14 protein-coding genes are annotated in these 18186 nt (G+C 46.5%); 7 read left to right on the plus strand and 7 right to left on the minus strand.

The features are described from left to right. Positions 1 to 50: 50 nt before the first annotated feature. The 3 genes from K5609_RS19300 to K5609_RS19310 all read right to left on the minus strand — a co-directional run bounded on the left by K5609_RS19300 (position 51) and on the right by K5609_RS19310 (position 1678). On the minus strand, positions 51 to 464 hold the full coding sequence (locus K5609_RS19300) for a CBS domain-containing protein (protein ID WP_016402301.1): 414 nt from the start codon (positions 462 to 464) through the stop codon (positions 51 to 53). 138 nt (positions 465 to 602) lie between these two features. After that, positions 603 to 1163 carry a sugar O-acetyltransferase gene (locus K5609_RS19305; protein WP_221075039.1) on the minus strand — a complete coding sequence of 187 codons (561 nt, stop codon included), beginning with the start codon at positions 1161 to 1163 and terminating at the stop codon, positions 603 to 605. A gap of 68 nt (positions 1164 to 1231) precedes the next feature. Beyond that, positions 1232 to 1678, minus strand: a complete 447-nt coding sequence (locus K5609_RS19310; RefSeq protein WP_246611901.1) for a DUF192 domain-containing protein — start codon at positions 1676 to 1678, stop codon at positions 1232 to 1234. Positions 1679 to 2185: 507 nt separating this feature from the next. Here K5609_RS19310 and ilvG point away from each other — a divergent pair. The 5 genes from ilvG (at position 2186) to K5609_RS19335 (ending at position 8476) form a co-directional block, all read left to right on the plus strand. Continuing rightward, a complete protein-coding gene (gene ilvG, locus K5609_RS19315) occupies positions 2186 to 3844 on the plus strand; it encodes an acetolactate synthase 2 catalytic subunit (protein WP_220720085.1) in 1659 nt (552 codons plus the stop codon). Continuing rightward, positions 3844 to 4116 carry an acetolactate synthase 2 small subunit gene (gene ilvM / locus K5609_RS19320; protein WP_221075040.1) on the plus strand — a complete coding sequence of 91 codons (273 nt, stop codon included), beginning with the start codon at positions 3844 to 3846 and terminating at the stop codon, positions 4114 to 4116. The genes ilvG and ilvM overlap by 1 nt, the downstream gene beginning before the upstream one ends. A gap of 37 nt (positions 4117 to 4153) precedes the next feature. Next, a complete protein-coding gene (gene ilvD / locus K5609_RS19325) occupies positions 4154 to 6001 on the plus strand; it encodes a dihydroxy-acid dehydratase (protein ID WP_221075041.1) in 1848 nt (615 codons plus the stop codon). A gap of 84 nt (positions 6002 to 6085) precedes the next feature. Next, the gene (gene ilvA / locus K5609_RS19330; protein ID WP_221075042.1) at positions 6086 to 7618 is read left to right on the plus strand and encodes a threonine ammonia-lyase, biosynthetic; all 1533 of its coding nucleotides are present in this window, start codon (positions 6086 to 6088) and stop codon (positions 7616 to 7618) included. A 120-nt stretch (positions 7619 to 7738) separates the two neighbouring features. Further along, on the plus strand, positions 7739 to 8476 hold the full coding sequence (locus K5609_RS19335) for a hypothetical protein (RefSeq protein ID WP_221075043.1): 738 nt from the start codon (positions 7739 to 7741) through the stop codon (positions 8474 to 8476). Between the two features lie 24 nt (positions 8477 to 8500). Here the strand turns inward: K5609_RS19335 and K5609_RS19340 are convergent, their stop codons facing one another. Both K5609_RS19340 and rlmF read right to left on the minus strand, forming a co-directional pair. Then, entirely contained in the window at positions 8501 to 9385 is an 885-nt protein-coding gene (locus tag K5609_RS19340) for a PA4780 family RIO1-like protein kinase (protein WP_016402320.1), read from the minus strand. An 80-nt stretch (positions 9386 to 9465) separates the two neighbouring features. Beyond that, positions 9466 to 10425 carry a 23S rRNA (adenine(1618)-N(6))-methyltransferase RlmF gene (rlmF, locus tag K5609_RS19345; RefSeq protein WP_221075044.1) on the minus strand — a complete coding sequence of 320 codons (960 nt, stop codon included), beginning with the start codon at positions 10423 to 10425 and terminating at the stop codon, positions 9466 to 9468. Between the two features lie 267 nt (positions 10426 to 10692). On the opposite strand from rlmF, the gene K5609_RS19350 reads away from it, so the two are divergent. Beyond that, positions 10693 to 12321 carry an alpha-amylase family glycosyl hydrolase gene (locus K5609_RS19350; protein ID WP_221075045.1) on the plus strand — a complete coding sequence of 543 codons (1629 nt, stop codon included), beginning with the start codon at positions 10693 to 10695 and terminating at the stop codon, positions 12319 to 12321. Positions 12322 to 12564: 243 nt separating this feature from the next. Continuing rightward, on the plus strand, positions 12565 to 13158 hold the full coding sequence (locus K5609_RS19355) for a GNAT family N-acetyltransferase (RefSeq protein WP_221075046.1): 594 nt from the start codon (positions 12565 to 12567) through the stop codon (positions 13156 to 13158). 50 nt (positions 13159 to 13208) lie between these two features. Here the strand turns inward: K5609_RS19355 and K5609_RS19360 are convergent, their stop codons facing one another. Beyond that, positions 13209 to 15623 carry a glycoside hydrolase family 31 protein gene (locus tag K5609_RS19360; protein WP_221075047.1) on the minus strand — a complete coding sequence of 805 codons (2415 nt, stop codon included), beginning with the start codon at positions 15621 to 15623 and terminating at the stop codon, positions 13209 to 13211. 139 nt (positions 15624 to 15762) lie between these two features. Continuing rightward, positions 15763 to 18012 (minus strand): multiheme c-type cytochrome, encoded by a 2250-nt coding sequence (locus K5609_RS19365; protein ID WP_221075048.1) that lies wholly within the window; start codon positions 18010 to 18012, stop codon positions 15763 to 15765. Positions 18013 to 18186: the final 174 nt, after the last annotated feature.

The following is an 18186-nucleotide window of genomic DNA, read 5'->3' on the forward strand; positions in this document are numbered from 1 at the left end:
AGTAGTAGGCTTTTGCCAAAGTTGTTATTAAGTGACTGAAAATAGGTTTGTTACTGTACGCTAAAGCACTGCTGCTGTTGCTGATGAAGCGCTGCTAATACCGCTTTGCGCTCGATTAAACCAATCAGTTTGCCGTTTTCTAACACAGGGTAACTCTTTGGTTTGTTATCCGTCATGGTTTTTGCCAAGTCGAGTACATTCTCATCTGGACCAACACTAAGTACTTCACTGCGCATAATGTCTTTAACCAAAGCACTTTGATCGCAGTAGTAACCGGCTTGTAGCATTTGAGTTACGCAGTCTAGCTCCGATAACCAACCAATTAATGCGCCTTTAGCGTCAACCACTGGGGCACCAAGCTGGTGTGAATTAGTCAGCAATTCGCTGGCCTCGTTAATGCTTTGCTCTTCGGTAAAACTCAAGAATTGAGCACGCATGTAGTGTCTAACATTAAGCTGTTGCATAAGACCTCCTTCAAGGGCCTTTAAGATTACAGCTCAAATGTAATGCAAGCCAAGACAGATAAGAAATGGCTTATAACTATTAGATTGATAGGCGTAACAGCCCTAACGGTTTACCTAGTGCTCTTTTCGCAAAAAACACTAGTCTTCATCTTCTGGAATATCTCTCACGTATTTAGCCGGTACGCCGGCTACAACTGTATTAGCCGCCACATCTTTGTTAACCAAGGCACCAGCGGCAATCACCGCGTTATCACCAATGCTTACGCCAGGTAAAATATTCGCCCCCATACCAATCCACACGCGATCTCCAATGGTTACAGGTAAAGCTCGCTCTAAACCCTCGGTGCGCTGCTTAACGTTTAATGGGTGAGTCGCAGTAGAAATATTCACAGCAGGAGCCAGCATCACGTCATCGCCGATGGTGACAGGCGCACCATCAAGAATCACGCAGTTATGGTTAGCGTAAAAATTCTTACCGGTGGTGATGTTATAGCCGTAGTCACAGAAAAAATCTGGCTCTATCCAAGGATCGAGACTGTTTGGTAACAGCTCGGCTAAAACCTCAGCGCGTAAGTCTTCTTCGGGGTGTAACAAATTGAGTTCGTAACATAGAGACTTAGCTTGGTTACGCTCTTCAACCAACTCTCCGTCAAAGGCCAAATACAACTCTCCAGCTAACATCTTTTCTTTTTCTGTCATGCTTACCTCTTCGAGAAACTGGCCGCCACTAGGACAAAACTGCAGCGAAATGTTTTATTTTCAGTAAGTTATTCTACAGCTTTAATCACTACTTTATCTCCGACTTGGATTGCATTTTTGGCAAACCAGCCTTGATTCATCTCCCATGCGTACATCACTTGAAAGCGCGATTTAGTTAGTTTGTCATCATTCGCTTGCATCTGAGTGATTTCGCTAATAGAACCATCTTTGCGGATAAAAGCGACATCTAAAGGGATCAAAGTATTTTTCATCCACATTTGAGCTTGTTTAGTGCGCTGAAAGTTAAACAACATGCCGCAATCGTTACACAAGTGCAGGCGATGCATTAAACCCAAGGCGCGTTGTTGGTCACTGTAGGCATATTCCACCGTGTAGTGCTGTTGATTTACCTCCAACGCTACCGCTGGAAATTCCTCACTTGGCGTTGCAGCCCCTACATTTTTTGTGACTACCAGTAAAACCAATAGGACATATTTATAAACGGATACATTCAAAGTTACAGGATTCCCAGATGACTAAAACGGCGCTAAGTAAAACCGTGTCAGATATACAACTCACTAAGCAAGCCATCACTTTACCTTGCTTAAACGCAAATCAACGAAAAAAAGTGCAATAATTTTAGCCAAATGAGCAATGAACAATCTGCTGCATATACAAGATTTATCACCACTCAAAACAAATAAAACAGAACATACAACCAACCGACAAAGAAAATACAGATTAAGAAACCTTAGATTGTTTATTAAACGTACCACGGGCAGAACAATTAGTAGCCAAAGTGGACTTGAATCACATTTTATCCTGTGATACTTGTTAGCCAATGCTTTAGGAAAGTTTTAAATATGTCTCTTTCAGTTGCTCTAATTATTAGCGTCGTCCTTGTGGTGATTATTCTATCACCTCGCGGGGATGCGTTGTTGTAACTGAAACAAGCACACAACATCAAACCCCCGCGCTGCAAAGCTCGGGGGTTTTTTGTTAACGGTGGAAAGGAAGTAGTAATGAATGGTGCGCAACAAATTGTAGCGACTCTGAAACAACAGGGCGTTGAACAAGTATTTGGTTATCCTGGCGGGGCAATTATGCCTTTATACGACGCTCTCTACGACGGTGGTGTAAAGCACATGCTTACTCGCCACGAGCAAGGTGCGGCAATGGCAGCGGTGGGTTATGCCCGCGCAGGAGCAACTTCGGGCATTAAAGTTGGTGTGTGTATCGCCACTTCTGGACCTGGCGCAACCAACCTCGTCACTGGCCTTGCCGAAGCGCAGCTAGACTCCATTCCACTTATCGCGATTACTGGGCAAGTAGCCCAGCCAGTAATCGGTACCGACGCCTTCCAAGAAGTAGACGTATTAGGTATGTCGTTATCGGTCACCAAACATAGCTTTATGGTGACCGACGTTAAAGAGCTTAAACGCACCATAGAACAAGCTTTTGAGATTGCCACCAGCGGCCGCCCAGGCCCAGTGCTTATAGATGTGCCTAAAGATGTGCAATTAGCCGAAGTTGAAGAAAGCCTCGCTTACTTGGCTGCTGCCAGCGCTCCTGTAGAACCCGCGGCAGAACTAATAAGCCAAGCCAAACAACTCATCGCTAGCGCCAAACAACCTATTGTATATGTGGGTGGCGGCGTAGGTATGGCCAATGCTGTGACTGAGTTACGTGAGTTTTTAAACTACAGCAAAATCCCAAGTGTGAGCACGCTAAAAGGGATTGGGGCGATCACCGAAGAACAACCTTACTACTTAGGCATGTTAGGTATGCACGGCACTAAAGCAGCCAACCTAAGTGTTCAAGAAACTGACCTATTAGTGGTGATTGGCGCGCGCTTCGATGACCGCGTTACCGGTAAGCTTGATGAATTTGCACCAAATGCCAAAGTGATTCACCTAGATGCTGATGCCAGCGAATTTGGTAAACGCCGCACCCCAGATGTTGCACTAGACAGCGACTTAAAGCTAACCCTACCTAAGCTGCATTGCCAAACCGAGATTGATATCTGGCAAGAAAAAGTGGCACAACGCAAACATGATTTTGCTTGGCGTTATGATCACCCAGGCGGGCATATTTTTGCGCCTGCTATGCTTAGTGACTTAAGCAAGATGGTGGATAAAAACACCGTGGTAGCTTGTGATGTTGGCCAACACCAAATGTGGGTAGCCCAACATATGCAGTTTGATGGCCCAGAGAATCATTTATCAAGTGCAGGCCTAGGCACTATGGGCTTTGGTTTACCCGCAGCCATTGGCGCGCAGTTTGCTCGCCCTAACGACACAGTTATTAACGTCTCTGGTGATGGTTCATTCATGATGAACGTGCAAGAACTCACCACCATTAAGCGTGCTAAGTTGCCAGTGAAAATGCTGCTTATCGACAACAATCGCCTAGGTATGGTGCGTCAGTGGCAAAACCTATTTTTTGATGGGCGTTTTAGTGAAACGATTCTTGATGACAACCCAGACTTTGTAAAAATGGCCTCAGCTTTTGATATTCCCGGCGAAACCATTAGCAACAAAGTGGATGTTCACGCAGCCTTGCAACGGATGCTTGACAGCAAAGGCCCTTACCTACTGCATGTATTAATTGATGCAGAAGAAAACGTGTGGCCGCTAGTGCCGCCGGGTGTGGCCAATGACAAAATGATGGAGGACTGCTAATGCAACATTCACTAACTATTTCTACACGCCAGCAAGCCGATGTACTTGAACGTGTATTACGAGTGACACGTCACCGTGGTTTTTTAGTACAATCTATGCAAATTGAGCAGTTCAATGACCAAGACCAGTCTGGATACCGTATTGAACTTAGCGTGACGAGCGAGCGTCCAATAGAGCATCTTACTAATCAATTAGTGAAATTGTTTGACGTTGAACAAGTGCAATTAACCCAATTACAAGCAGTGGCTTCGCCAAAAGCGGCCATTGCCTAAATCAAATAGCAAACACAGATTAACGGAGTAAACCGCAATGCCTAAACTGCGAAGTGCCACCACCACCGAAGGCCGTAATATGGCTGGAGCGCGCGCCCTTTGGCGAGCAACAGGAACCAAAGAAGAAGATTTTGGCAAGCCAATTATCGCAGTGGTGAACTCATTCACCCAATTTGTGCCGGGCCACGTTCACCTAAAAGATCTTGGTCAATTGGTTGCACGCTCTATTGAAGACGCAGGCGGTGTTGCTAAAGAATTTAATACCATCGCTGTAGATGATGGTATTGCCATGGGCCACGGCGGCATGCTTTACAGCCTACCTTCACGCGACCTAATTGCAGACTCCGTTGAGTACATGGTAAACGCCCACTGTGCCGACGCCATGGTGTGTATTTCTAACTGTGACAAAATCACCCCGGGAATGCTGATGGCGTCGATGCGCTTAAACATTCCAGTTATCTTTGTTTCTGGCGGCCCAATGGAAGCCGGTAAAACCAAACTTAGCGACCAAATCATTAAGCTCGACTTAGTTGACGCCATGGTAATGGGCGCCGACAAAAACGTATCCGATGAAGACAGCGACAAGGTAGAGCGTAGCGCCTGCCCAACCTGTGGTTCATGTTCAGGTATGTTCACTGCTAACTCAATGAACTGTTTAACCGAAGCGCTAGGTTTAGCTCAGCCAGGTAATGGCTCGATGCTGGCTACCCACGCGGACCGTGAAAAACTGTTCGTAAACGCAGGTAAACGCATTGTTGATTTGTGTAACCGCTACTACCAACAAGACGACGAAAGTGTATTGCCGCGTTCAATTGCCACTCACAAGTCTTTTGAAAACGCCATGACCCTAGACATCGCCATGGGCGGGTCTACCAATACCGTATTGCACTTGTTAGCAGCAGCCCAAGAAGCTGGCGTAGATTACAATATGGACCACATGGATGATCTTTCTCGTAAAGTTCCTCAACTGTGTAAAGTGGCGCCATCTACTAACAAATACCACATGGAAGATGTACACCGCGCTGGCGGCATTATGGGCATATTGGGCGAATTAGACCGTGCTGGTTTACTTAACCGTAACGAGCCTAATGTAATGGGTGAAACCTTGGCCGATACCTTAGCCAAGTGGGACATCATGCAAACCCAAGATCAAGCAGTAAAAGAATTTTACCGCGCTGGCCCTGCTGGTATTCGCACCACCAAAGCCTTTAGCCAAAATTGCCGCTGGGACGACTTAGATGACGATCGCGCCGAAGGGTGTATTCGTAGCCTAGAAAATGCCTTTAGTTTAGAAGGCGGCCTAGCTGTACTAAAAGGCAACCTAGCACAAGATGGCTGTATTGTTAAAACCGCCGGCGTAGACGACGATAACCTAGTGTTTAAAGGCCCAGCGCGTATTTTTGAAAGCCAAGACGACGCAGTTGCCGGCATTTTAGACGGCACCGTACAAGCTGGCGAAGTAGTATTAATTCGCTACGAAGGCCCTAAAGGCGGCCCAGGAATGCAAGAGATGCTTTACCCAACCTCTTACTTGAAGTCGATGGGCTTAGGTAAGAAATGCGCCTTGATTACCGATGGTCGCTTCTCTGGTGGAACCTCTGGTTTATCTATCGGTCATATTTCACCAGAAGCCGCTAGCGGCGGCATCGTAGGCTTGGTTGAGCAAGGCGATATTATTGATATCAACATTCCTCAGCGCAGCATTGTGTTAGAAGTGAGTGATGAAGAACTGGCTCAACGACGCGCGGCGATGGAAGCTAAAGGCAGCGATGCTTGGAGCCCAATTGGCCGAGTACGTGAAGTAAGCACCTCGCTGAAAATGTACGCCCACTTCGCCACCAGTGCCGACAAAGGCGCAGTACGCGATAAAAGCAAGCTAGACTAAACCGCGCCTCTTGCTTGTATAAACAGCCCGGTTCGCCGGGCTTATTTTTTTGATCTTATCGCCAATTTGTATGGGTAATTTATAATGCAACACTTGCCTAGTGCTAACGAATATCTTCGCCGTATATTGCTCTCGCCGGTCTATGAAATAGCCCAAGTTACCCCACTACAGGGTATGCCTAAACTGTCGCAGCGCAGTGGCAATAACATTCTGCTTAAACGCGAAGACCGACAAAGTGTGCATTCTTTTAAATTACGCGGTGCTTACAACAAAATCGCCCAGCTTAATCAGCAGCAGCGTGAGCGCGGAGTGGTTGCAGCATCGGCTGGCAATCACGCGCAAGGCGTGGCTATGTCGGCACAGCGACTTAACATTGCCGCGGTGATCGTAATGCCAACCACCACTCCCGATATTAAAGTGGATTCGGTGCGCGCCATGGGCGCTGATGTGCGTTTGGTGGGCGATAGCTTTGATGAAGCCTACCAATACTGCAAACAACTGGTTGAAGAACACGGTTACACACTGATCCCTCCTTTCGATGATGTAGACGTGATAGCCGGCCAAGGCACCATTGGCAAAGAGCTGCTTGAACAAGACATGCACCTAAATGCGGTATTTGTGCCGGTAGGTGGCGGCGGTATTGCCGCTGGGGTGGCGGTATACATTAAACAGCTGATGCCTCATGTGAAAGTGATAGGCGTAGAAGCCGAAGATTCTGCCTGTTTAAAAGCTGCCTTAGCTGCTGGCAAACCAACTCCCTTAGAACGGGTTGGGCTATTTGCCGACGGCGTTGCGGTTAAATTAATTGGCAGCGAAACCTTTCGCCTTTGCCAGCAATACCTCGACGATGTAATTACCGTAAACTCCGATGAAATATGCGCGGCAGTAAAAGACATTTTTGAAGATACCCGTGCCATTTCTGAGCCCTCTGGTGCACTGGCTCTGGCTGGCTTAAAAGCCTACGCTCAGCAGCACAAACTAGAAGGTGAGCGCTTAGCTGCTGTGCTATCTGGCGCTAACATGAACTTTCATAACCTGCGTTATGTGTCTGAGCGCACCGAGCTTGGTGAGAAAAAAGAAGCGGTATTAGCGGTACGCATCCCAGAGCGCCAAGGCGCTTATTTAGAGTTTGTTGAACACTTGGGCGGACGAGTCATCACCGAGTTCAACTATCGTTATGCCAGCGAGCAACAAGCCAGCATATTTGTTGGCATTAAGGTGAGCAATAGCGATAAGGAGCTACCGACGCTGTTAGATAAGCTGGATAGCAGTGGTTATCAAGTGGCTAACTTAAGTGACGACGAGCTTGCTAAGCAACACGTGCGTTATATGGTCGGTGGACGACCTGGCACCCAGCTCAATGAAAAGCTCTACAGTTTTGAGTTCCCAGAACAACCTGGCGCACTGCTTAAGTTTTTGCGCACCCTTGGCCCCCATTGGAATATAACTTTGTTTCATTACCGCAACCATGGTTCGGCCTATGGTCGGGTATTAGCCGGGTTTGAATTACAAGAAAGCGACCAACAAGCCTTTGGTAAACACTTAGAGCAGTTAGGCTTTGATTATCGTGACGAAAGCGATAACACTGCTTATCAGTTCTTTCTGGCACATGACTGAGCATAGACTGAATAGATCAATTACTTCTAAATATTGAACTAAGTTATCCAGCTATAAGCATTACTACAGAAGGTTTGCTAAAAACTTTGTTTTTCAGCAAACCACTGGAGACTCAAGTTTATGGCTAAATCATCTACTGCAATCGCCGCACTTATCACGCTTGCTAGCTTTAACCTTTCTGCTGACACCCTCACGTTAAACAATGGCAGCATTCTAGAAGGCACACTGCTGCAGCGAAATAGCCAAGAACTTCAGTTTGAAGTGGCTGGCAATACCATGACCTTTAACACCGCCGATGTGAAAGATCTGCAGCTTTCCTTTGCCAATACTCATACTGACATTAAAACCGATACCAGCTCAGCTGAAACCACTCAGGCTGTTAGCTACATTCCTGCTGGCACCCCGCTGATGATCAGCTTAGACAGCGCAATTAGCACCCGTGAACATGCCTCTGGCCATCGCTTTAGTGCAAGCTTAGAAAGTGACTTAGCAATTAACGGCCAGCTTATCGCCAAAGCTGGTAGCCCCGTTTATGGCAAAGTATTGCAGAGTGAACAAGCGGGTCGTTTGGCCGGAAAATCTAGCCTAACAATTGCCTTAACCGACATCACCGTTAATGGCCAACGTGTTGCCATTCAAACCAATGCTTTTAATGGCTTAGGTGATGCCCAAGGTAAAAACACCGTGAAAAAAGCCGCTGGCGGCGCAGCCATTGGTGGGTTAATTAATGGTAGTGATGGCGCAAAAGACGGCGCCAAAGTAGGGGCAGGTTTAGCCATCATTACTCGCGGCGGTGCGGTACAAATTCCAGCCAATACCTTGTTAGAGTTTCAAACCAGCGCACAGGTAAATATTTAAACCCTGAATAGCTGGGTAGAAACGCTAATCTGCCCAGTTAAACTTTGTTTCATCAACGCCTTGTTGGGCTTCTTTTAGTCTCTCTTTGCGGGCTAGCTCTTCTTCTCGGGCGGCATCTATTTCTTGCATAATAGCTGCAATATCGGCCACGGTATCTTGTTCTACAAACTTGCCGCTAAGCTCGGTGTCGGCTGTCAGCTCACCTTTTTCAAACAAACTCCACATCTCTTTGGCGTATTCAGTATTGGCCAAGGCTGGCGCGAATTGGCTGTAGTAATCGCGCATGTTGTTAATGTCACGAGTCAGCATCCATTCAGCATTGTTGTTGGCGGCGGCATCTACTGCTTGGGGTAAGTCAATAATCACAGGGCCGTAGGCGTCCACCAACACATTAAACTCCGACAAATCGCCATGAATAAGCCCCACACATAACATCTTCACGATGTAAGAGATGACTAGCTGATGATCTTCAAGCGCTTGCTCCTCACTCATCATCACGTCGTTTAAGCGCGGTGCCACATAGCCTTCATCATCAGTGACAAGCTCCATGAGTAATACGCCATCAAAACAGCCATAGGGCTCTGGCACTCTCACCCCAGCAGCCGCGAGCTTATACAAGGCATCTACTTCGGCGCTTTGCCACACTTTTTCTTGTTGCTCACGACCAAAGCCCGAGCCTTTCTCCATCGCCCGAGCTCTGCGGCTATTGCGAACTTTACGCCCCTCGCGATACACCACCGCTTGCTTAAAGCTGCGCTGGCTAGCCTCTTTATACACTTTTGCACAGCGGATCTCGTCGCCACAGCGCACCACGTAAACCGACGCTTCTTTGCCACTCATTAGCTGGCTTTTCACTTCATCAACTAAGCCGTCATCAACTAAAGGCTGGATTCTTTTAGGCGTTTTCATTTATCTCATTTATTCAAAATCGATCGTTTATATAGGCATATTTGCCAAGCTACTTAGCAAAACATAAATCAAACTCTATGTTACGAAGAGGCTAGCCATTGCTTCTGTTGTGCTGGCGAATGATAAGACCACGCAACAAAGCGACTCACCTTGTTGCCTTGCCCCATTTTAATGGTTTCATATTGGCTCACTTTTGCTTGTTTAAGCGCTTGGTATATCGCTCTCAAGTTGGCCTCTTTCGATACTAAGCTGGTAAACCACAACACTTGTTGCGAAAACTGCTGGCTCTCTGCCACCATGTTTTTAATAAAACTCAACTCTCCACCGGGGCACCACAATTCATTGCTTTGACCACCAAAGTTTAGCTTTGATTTGTTTTTAGCATTAGCCTTTAGATTGGTTTGTTTTCTTTGGCTGCCCTTTTTGGCATCTGCAGCCGAGCGGTGAAACGGCGGGTTACACATGCTAAGCTCAAAACGCTCGTTCGCTTGCACAATGCCTTTAAATATCGCTTTTTTGTTGCCTTGTAAACGCAGCGTGATATTTGCTTGTAAATGCGGATTAGCCGCTAGAGTACGCTCTGCTGATTGTAAGGATGCTGCTTCGATATCACTGCCCACAAATGACCAAGCGTATTCGCTAACCCCAACCAAAGGGTAAACACAATTCGCTCCTACTCCTACATCAATACAACGCACTGGGCTGTTGTTAGATAGGCTGCCACCTAAAGAATTAGCCAATAAATCGGCCAAGTAATGAATGTAATCGACACGACCCGGAATGGGCGGACACAAATTGTGTTTTGGAATTTCCCAGCCTTGCACCCCATAAAAATGCTGTAACAGTGCCTTGTTTAAACAGCGCACCGCTTCTGGGTCAAAAAAATCTACCGAAGCATCTCCATATTGGTTTTGGGCCACAAAGCGTTTTAACTCGGGACATGACGCAATAAGCGCCGGGAAATCGTAACGCTGTCGGTGTTTGTTACGCGGGTGAAGTTGGCTTTTCTCTCCCGAAGAGGTCGTTTTTTTTGCGCGCATTCGCTTGTTGTAACCAATAAGTTCTAGACAGATAGCATTATAAAGCGAAGTGGGGCTAAAGGCTGCATCTCATTGAATAAAGCATTATTGACAAAAGTGTGACTTAAATAAGTGATATATAAATCAATATGATAGAAAATATCATAATCAATTAGTACTTAATTGATTATTTATAAAGCTGTGCAAAGAAGGTGGCAATAATCAGATCACCACGGCTATAGTCGCGCTGCATAAGCTTTGTGTTAAGCAAGTTACAAGGAAAGTAAAATGAACAAACACTTGATAAGCAGTGCGCTATCGCTTGCAGTTTTGGCGAGCTTAAATGGCTGTGACTCTAGCTCTGAAGCAATAACCCCTAAAGAAATCCCCGTTGGAAAAGCCAAAGCTGAAAGCCTTTTGGACATGAGCTCGGTGGCCGTGGACGATCAACCAGCATTAGCCACTGACTGGTATAAAGGTGCGGTTTTTATGGAGATATTTGTACGCAGTTACAAAGACTCCGATGGCGATGGGATTGGAGACTTTAAAGGCCTCACCTCCCAACTGGATTACATTGCAGACTTAGGCGTTGAAGGCATTTGGTTAATGCCCTTTAGCGAAAGCTCTGATAAAGATCACGGTTACGAAGTAGTCGATTACCGTAGCATCGAGAGCGACTACGGGACCCGAGAAGACTTTGATGAGTTTTTAGCACAAGCCCATGCCCGAGGCATTGGTGTGATTGCCGACTACCTCATCAATCACAGTTCAGGCGATAACCCAGTATTTATCGATTCAGATAATAATGCCGGCGGGAAACGCGATTGGTATATGTGGGAGTCAAGTAACCCTGGCTGGACCAACTGGTCAGGAGACCCTTCTTGGCACCAAGGTACATACGGATACTACTACGGTATCTTTCAATCCAATATGCCTGACTACAACTTTGGAAACCAAGAAGTTGTCGACTTCCACTACAACAACTTACGTTACTGGCTAAATGCCGGTATGGACGGCTTTCGCTTCGATGCGATGACCCACTTAGTTGAAAATGGACCGAATCAGTGGTCTGGACAACCAGAGAATGCCGCCATTATGTATGGCATTCAGCAATTGATAATGGAGGATTACAGCAATCGTTTTATGATTTGCGAAGACTCAAGTGACTCTTTAGTTGCCGCTCAATCAGACTTTTGCGGCTCAGCCTTTTCGTTTTATTTAAACAGGGACATCATGCTAAGCGTGAATAGTGGCTCTACCGTTGATACAGGTGTCGTAGGTTGGCTACAACAAAGTCGGCTTAGTAGCATGGGACTGCTATTGGCAAACCATGACTATTTCGCTGGTACACGAGTATTTGAGCAGTTTGCTGGAAACGAGGCTAAATACCGCTTAGCTGCTGCCACCTTGCTTACACTACCGGGACAGCCTTTTGTTTATTACGGGGAAGAAGTGGGCATGGGCCACACCGCCAATAGTGGTGGTGACTACTTACTGCGAGCACCAATGAGTTGGACTGCAGAAGGAGGGTTTACCACCGGTACGCCTTACCGCGCGCATGCCCACAATACAGCGGCTTATAATGCTGCTAACCAAATGGCAGATAGCAATTCTATCTACGACCATTACAAAACATTGATTCAGTTACGTAAAAACACTCCAGCTTTACGCGAGGGAGATATAGAAGTTCTGCTTGATGGTGAAGTACTGGCTTATAGCCGAAGCCTAGCGGATTCAAATGTATTAGTGGTGCTTAACTATAGTGATAGTGCGCAAACGCCGGTTATTCCAGTTGGACAAGCCTCAACATTGTTAAGCCCATTGGCAAACTTTGGTAGTAACGCTGTGAGCACAACCTCATCTGGCCAACTCAACCTAAGCCTTGCGGCCCAAGAAATTCGTATTTACCAATACTAGCTCTTCCCTTAGCCAAAGCTCCTTGTTAAATGCCAAGGGGCTTTTAAACCATAAACGACTAATGATTGCTCGAGCGGCTGCAATTACACTTGGCTTATTACCTTTGTAAATAAGCAATACGCTATTGTATCCCTAGGGACATCGTTAATTAGCTTCTCACTGAACACGTCACGCTATTGTCTCGCGCAATAGTTTCAGCTAGCCTGAGCACTCTAGTGTATTACTCATAAGAAGGATCTTACGATGTCTAGCCCTACCTTAATTACTGCCAAGTTTGAGGATATTCCCGCATTAAGCAAGATGTTCATCGATGCCTATGCCAATAACGAAGCAATGCAAGCGGCGCTTCGCAATGATGAGATGGCCGACTACGCTCACGATAGTTATTGGCGCTTTGCCTTAGGTGAGTGGGGAATGAAACAAGGTACGGTATTTACCACCGCTGAGCGCGAAGGCTGCGTGATTATGGTGCCACCTGGGAAACATCAGCCTGATGTGATGCAAAAAATGGAAGCTTGGGCAATTGTTGGGCGCATGATGGGCGAAGGCAAGCTTGAGCTAGCTAAAGATATTTCTGAACAAATGCTAAGCGGCCCGCTAAACCAAGATTGCTATTGGTTATGGGGCTTAGGTGTTGCTCCTTCAGCTGGCGGTAAAGGCTTAGCGGGTGCCTTAATTAAGCAGGTAACTGATTTAGCCGATGCCGATAACAAAGCCTGTTACGTAGTAGCCTCTAGCGAAAAAGTAGTGCTTACCTTTGAACGCCGTGGCTTTAAAGTGCTATCGAAAAGCGAAAACTTTCCTTACTGGTTTATGTTACGTCCAGCCCAGGGTTAAAAGGTCGCTAGATTGTAAACGCACTGATTCACACAGTGCGTTTGGTTTATCTAGTCAATAAACTCCACCAGCCACTCGCCCCCCAGCTGCACATTTATATCTTGCTCGCCTAGCCTTAAGCTTTGCCCTTGCTGTTGCCATTGGGTAAGCGCTTTGCCATTAAAATAGATGCTTTGAATGGCTTTGTTTATAGGTAGGTTGGCAACTTCAAGCTGATAAGTTTTGTTCTCCAGCGCACCTGCGAAACTGCCTTTAGCTGGTTTTATTTGAATACTTAGTGTTTGCTTAACCGTTTGCACCTCAAACACGGTGTGTTGAAGTTGCTGCTGTTGATAAGCAATGGTCTCGCCATCATCCTCAATTAACTCACCTTTAGCTTCGCCTTGCTCATCGAGCACCACCAGTAAATCCATTGCGTTGTTGTCACTGGCTCGAGGGATGACCTTGCCAGCTTTAACAAACAGCGGCAGACGATAAATCTCGTCGATATAGAGTACTTGCTTGAACGACTGGCCGCGGCTGCTGATCATCTGTTTACTGCGGTAGTCATACCAAAAGCCTTGCGGCAAATAGGCTTGCGTGCTGCGGGCGTTATCTTCGGCTACCAAAGCCACCAATAAGGCATCGCCCACTAACTTCATTGAGCCATTTCTTCTTGCTTTAGGATCTTGCTGGTAGCCATAAACTAAAGGTGCAACCACCGCTTTTCCTTCACGCCAAGCTTGGTGAGCGAGGGTGTAATAGTATGGATTTAAGGCGTAACGCTGCTTAGCATTAAACAGGTTGCTGGCGGTATCGCCAATTCGGTCTGGCGCAGTTTCTTTGCAGTTACACAGGTTTTGCGTATGTGGCCTTACCGGTAAATCAGTAAATAACGCCGCTGCAAACCATTGGGTATATTGCTCATCCCAAGGGGTGCCATGAAAGCCGCCAATGTCTGAACCAAAATAATCGATGCCCGACAAACTCATGTGCAATTGCGCATTAAAGTGGCTACGTAAGTTAGCTAAATTAACCCCTATATCGCCCGACCACATCGCTACGCCATAAGTTTGGCTGCCAGCTGTACCAGAGCGGCTCATAATGAACGGGCGTTGCTGGCGCTGGTTGCGCTGATATCCTTGGTAAATACTCCTGCTCCACAACAAATTATATAGGTTGTGCACACTTTGATGGTCATGTTTTAGTTCACCATCAATGTTTACTCCGGCGTACCAGGCTTTGCGGTGGTAGAGCTCGGGTTCACCTAAATCGGTCCAATGAGCAATCACGCCATCATCAATTAAGGCTTCACGGCGATAGTCATGCCAGAAGGCTGCACCTTTCTCACTGGAGAAATCCAGCATGCCGCCCTTACCCCACCATGGGTTGTCTTTAATGTAAGCGGGCTCCATACAAGGCGGTGCGCAACTGCGCGCCAATGCTCCAGCATGAGCCAGTGACTGATACTCGTTTAATGCACCGCCAATATAGGGCTCTTCAATGGTCATCACCGCTATGCCAGCTTGCTTTAACTGGGCGATTTTTTGTTGATGATTAGGGAAGTTTTTCTCATCCCAAGTGAGTGAGCCCATTTGCGTATGGTTGGAGTTTTGTTTTATTCCACCAAACCATTGCAGATCCAATACCACGCCAGAAAGCGGAAACTGCACCTTGTGCAAACTAGCTAGTTTGCTGTCGAGCTCTTGCCAGTTATCAAAGCCATATTCCGACAACCACAAGCCAAACATCGCTTTAGGTGGAACCGGCGGTTTGCCCGTTAGCGACAGGTAACGCGAACGCAAATCGGCGAGATTTTCTCCGGCTATAACAATAATTCGCGCGCGATTACCTTTGCCCTGAATTTGATAAGGCTGCTTGGTAAAGTCGAATACCAGGGGCCGAACGTGATCAAAAAACAAAGCAATATTTTGTTTGCCCTCGCCCAGCAAATACATGATTGGAATTTGGGTATTTCCAACAGCACCTTCGCCCTGATAAACCATGGCATTGCCCATGCGGTTGCCCGGAATACGCTTGCGGCCTATCCAATCGCCGTCGGCATTACTTTGAGTATTGTGCTGCTGACCAAGACCGTAAATCTGTTTAATTCCAGCTTCACTTAAGCTTAATTTCCAACGATCTTTATTTTGCGATTCTAAACATATACGGCTAAGCGCCTGCTTGGAATGCGCAGCGTCTACTAGGGATAAACAGCGGCCTTGTTCAACAAGACTTAATTGATACCAGGGGCTAGATAATGGCTCTGTGATCGGGGATAAAGGAAGCGCTTCGCGGAGCGAAGCTTCCAGCATTAAACTTGGGTGAAATACAGCATCACTGTTATCACCAACACTAATAACAACGGTATGTTCATCCAGCTTATTAGCCTGCCACAAGCTTGATGCGGCATGTACCTTAACAGTGAATAAGCAGGTTAACAGCAAGCCAACAACATGCAGCGGTAAGTAACGATATCCCAGCATTGTTCATCCCTAAACTAAAAAAGATCTTAGCCAGAACTGTAACAATAATTGCTCGATTAATAATTAAAGTAATCAACAGGATGTGAACTGGGTAAGCCGCCCTGACAAAAAAGTATCCGCTGAGCGACTTGAGCGTAACCTATTGATTTAACTGCCGCTTCAAACGCTGCACTACTTCTGCAGGTACCACCGCTTGTAACTGCAAAATACATAGCTGCGCCTTACTATCTTTATACCTTACCTTCATTTCGCATAAAGCATATAAATGTTGCGGATTACGGCCAGTATCGTAGGCCCTGTTTAATACTTGCTGCGCTTTGGCCAAATCAAAAGCTTCTAAGGATAAGCCGTAAACATACCAATAATGGGCATTGCTTGGCTCTAGCTCTGTGGCTTGTGCAAAATAGCTCACCGCTAGCTGCGCCTGTTTTTGTCTCAATAAACTTAAACCCGTGCTGTAAGGAATAGCAGCGCTTGCAGGCTGGGCTAAACGCCCTTGCTTAAGTACATTAAATGCGGCTGTTTCATTGCCCAAATGGCGATATAAATCGGCTAAATTAACGTAACTGTTGGCAAAATAGGGCTCTATTTTAATTGCTTGTAAATAGCTAGCTTCCGCCTCATTAAACTCGCCAGTAGCAAGATAAACACTGGCTAGATTTACCAAAGCAAAAGCGCGGTCGGCATTGAGTAACTGAATCTCTTGGTATTCCTTAAGTGCTGGCCTTAATTGCTGTTGCTGCTGCTCAGTTAAACTTGCCCAGCCTTTCACCAAGCTGGCAGCAGTTTCACTTCTTACTGCTAGCGCCGAGTCTTCCAGTAGAGGAGACAATAAGCGCCAGCGTTCTGCAATCGGGTAATGCCGAGCACTACTTACCGCCCCTAAACGAATCAGCTCTTGCTCGCTGCTAACAGCTCGCGCAGTGGCAATCACACTATTACGGCCAGGAAACTGCGCTAGTCGCTCTAGAGCAGAGGCGCGAATAATGCTGCTTTCTAAGGGGTTTTGCGCCACGTAAGCCAAGGCTTGTTCAGCAGAGGGTAAACCTTGGTCTGCAGCAAAAAATGCTTCAGAGAAATGATTACTATCTAAGTAGTTTGATTTAGGAAACCATTGCCGCTGCCATTGAAGTGCCCAACTATTGTCTTTATCTTGGTGGCAGGAAGTACACACATTTGGGGTGCCAATCGCCTGACTCAGATCGGGGCGCGGAACTTGCCAACTATGGTCTCGCCGTGGGTCTACCTGCATGTAAGTAGTGGCAGGCATATGACAAGAGGTGCACTTAGCGCCTTCACTATCCGCTGGATGAAAACTATGTTTTTCGGGAGTATATTCAGCCGCTACATGGCACTGCGCACATAGCGCTGGCTCTGCCATTTTTAATTGGCCAGAATGCACATTATGGCAATTGCTGCAGCTTACTCCAGCATGTTTCATTTTTGACTGCTGAAATGAGCCCCAAACATACACCTCATCGTATATCTGCCCATCGTCATGGTAGAGCTCAGCGCTTATCAAGCTGAGTTGATAGCGATCGAGCAAAGATCCCGCCACGTGATCATTAGTTTCGCTTATTTGCAAACGGCGACTATGGCACTGCACACAGACCTTAAGTTGCTGGCTTTGTTGGTGGCTGGCAGCACTTAAAGTAGATTCGCCAGCTTGGTAGGTCCATTCACTCACCACAGCTTGTAGAGTACGAGAAAAGCCGCTGTATTGGCCTAAATTGGCTAGTGCCGTTTGTTTGTTTTCACTTTGAGTCCATTTAATATGATCACTGGCGGGACCGTGGCAGGCTTCGCAGCCAACGTTGATTTCAAACCAAGTGGTGTTGTAGGTATTACTGCTACTGTCGTAGCCCTTTTGCAGACTAGTTGAATGACAGTCTGCACACATATAGTTCCAATTTTGTCCGGCATTGGTCCAATAAAATTCATCCGTTTTTTGTTGATTGGGATATAGGTGAAACCAACGCTGGCCACCTTGTTGCTCGCTTCTAGAGTCCCAAGCAAAGGGAATGAGCTGCACTCGACCATCGGCAAATTCCACCATGTATTGTTGCAGCGGTTCAAAGCCAAAGGTGTAAGTTATTTGGTAATCGGAAAATTCACCGTTAGACCCCTCAATATTGACCCAATATTCAGCGCCTTTACGAAAGAAGCGGTTGGTTTTACCTGCAAACTCTAGGCTGGCATTGGCGAAGTCGCCTAGTATCGATTGTTCATCGGCATGGCGCATTGCCATATCATGATGAGAACCCTGCCATTGTTGATATTGCGTTTGATGACACTCTATACAGTTATTGGTGCCAACATATTCAGCTGCCGATAAACTTAAGCTGATACTTAGCCAAATAAATACAATCCCAAACAGCCGCTGCCTCATGCCTACCCTTCTCCAACATTATGGTTTATCTACTCATCAAGTCTTGCCAGCACCAAGCTAAAAACACTCGCTAAATCAGGCATCTAGCTAAGCATGATTGAAAGTGTAGCAAGTTTTGGACAAATGGCAGCAATCATAAGGGCTAAACAACAAATAACTTGAGGGGACTTAAGG

It is taken from the genome of Agarivorans aestuarii, from assembly GCF_019670125.1.
Taxonomy (GTDB): Bacteria; Pseudomonadota; Gammaproteobacteria; order Enterobacterales; family Celerinatantimonadaceae; genus Agarivorans; species Agarivorans aestuarii.

Coding starts and splice junctions, on each gene's coding strand:
- K5609_RS19300 (WP_016402301.1), bottom strand. CDS start 464: ATGCAACAGCTTAATGTTAGACACTACATGCGTGCTCAATTCTTGAGT.
- K5609_RS19305 (WP_221075039.1), bottom strand. CDS start 1,163: ATGACAGAAAAAGAAAAGATGTTAGCTGGAGAGTTGTATTTGGCCTTT.
- ilvG (WP_220720085.1), top strand. CDS start 2,186: ATGAATGGTGCGCAACAAATTGTAGCGACTCTGAAACAACAGGGCGTT.
- ilvM (WP_221075040.1), top strand. CDS start 3,844: ATGCAACATTCACTAACTATTTCTACACGCCAGCAAGCCGATGTACTT.
- ilvD (WP_221075041.1), top strand. CDS start 4,154: ATGCCTAAACTGCGAAGTGCCACCACCACCGAAGGCCGTAATATGGCT.
- ilvA (WP_221075042.1), top strand. CDS start 6,086: ATGCAACACTTGCCTAGTGCTAACGAATATCTTCGCCGTATATTGCTC.
- K5609_RS19335 (WP_221075043.1), top strand. CDS start 7,739: ATGGCTAAATCATCTACTGCAATCGCCGCACTTATCACGCTTGCTAGC.
- K5609_RS19340 (WP_016402320.1), bottom strand. CDS start 9,385: ATGAAAACGCCTAAAAGAATCCAGCCTTTAGTTGATGACGGCTTAGTT.
- rlmF (WP_221075044.1), bottom strand. CDS start 10,425: ATGCGCGCAAAAAAAACGACCTCTTCGGGAGAGAAAAGCCAACTTCAC.
- K5609_RS19350 (WP_221075045.1), top strand. CDS start 10,693: ATGAACAAACACTTGATAAGCAGTGCGCTATCGCTTGCAGTTTTGGCG.
- K5609_RS19355 (WP_221075046.1), top strand. CDS start 12,565: ATGTCTAGCCCTACCTTAATTACTGCCAAGTTTGAGGATATTCCCGCA.
- K5609_RS19360 (WP_221075047.1), bottom strand. CDS start 15,623: ATGCTGGGATATCGTTACTTACCGCTGCATGTTGTTGGCTTGCTGTTA.
- K5609_RS19365 (WP_221075048.1), bottom strand. CDS start 18,012: ATGAGGCAGCGGCTGTTTGGGATTGTATTTATTTGGCTAAGTATCAGC.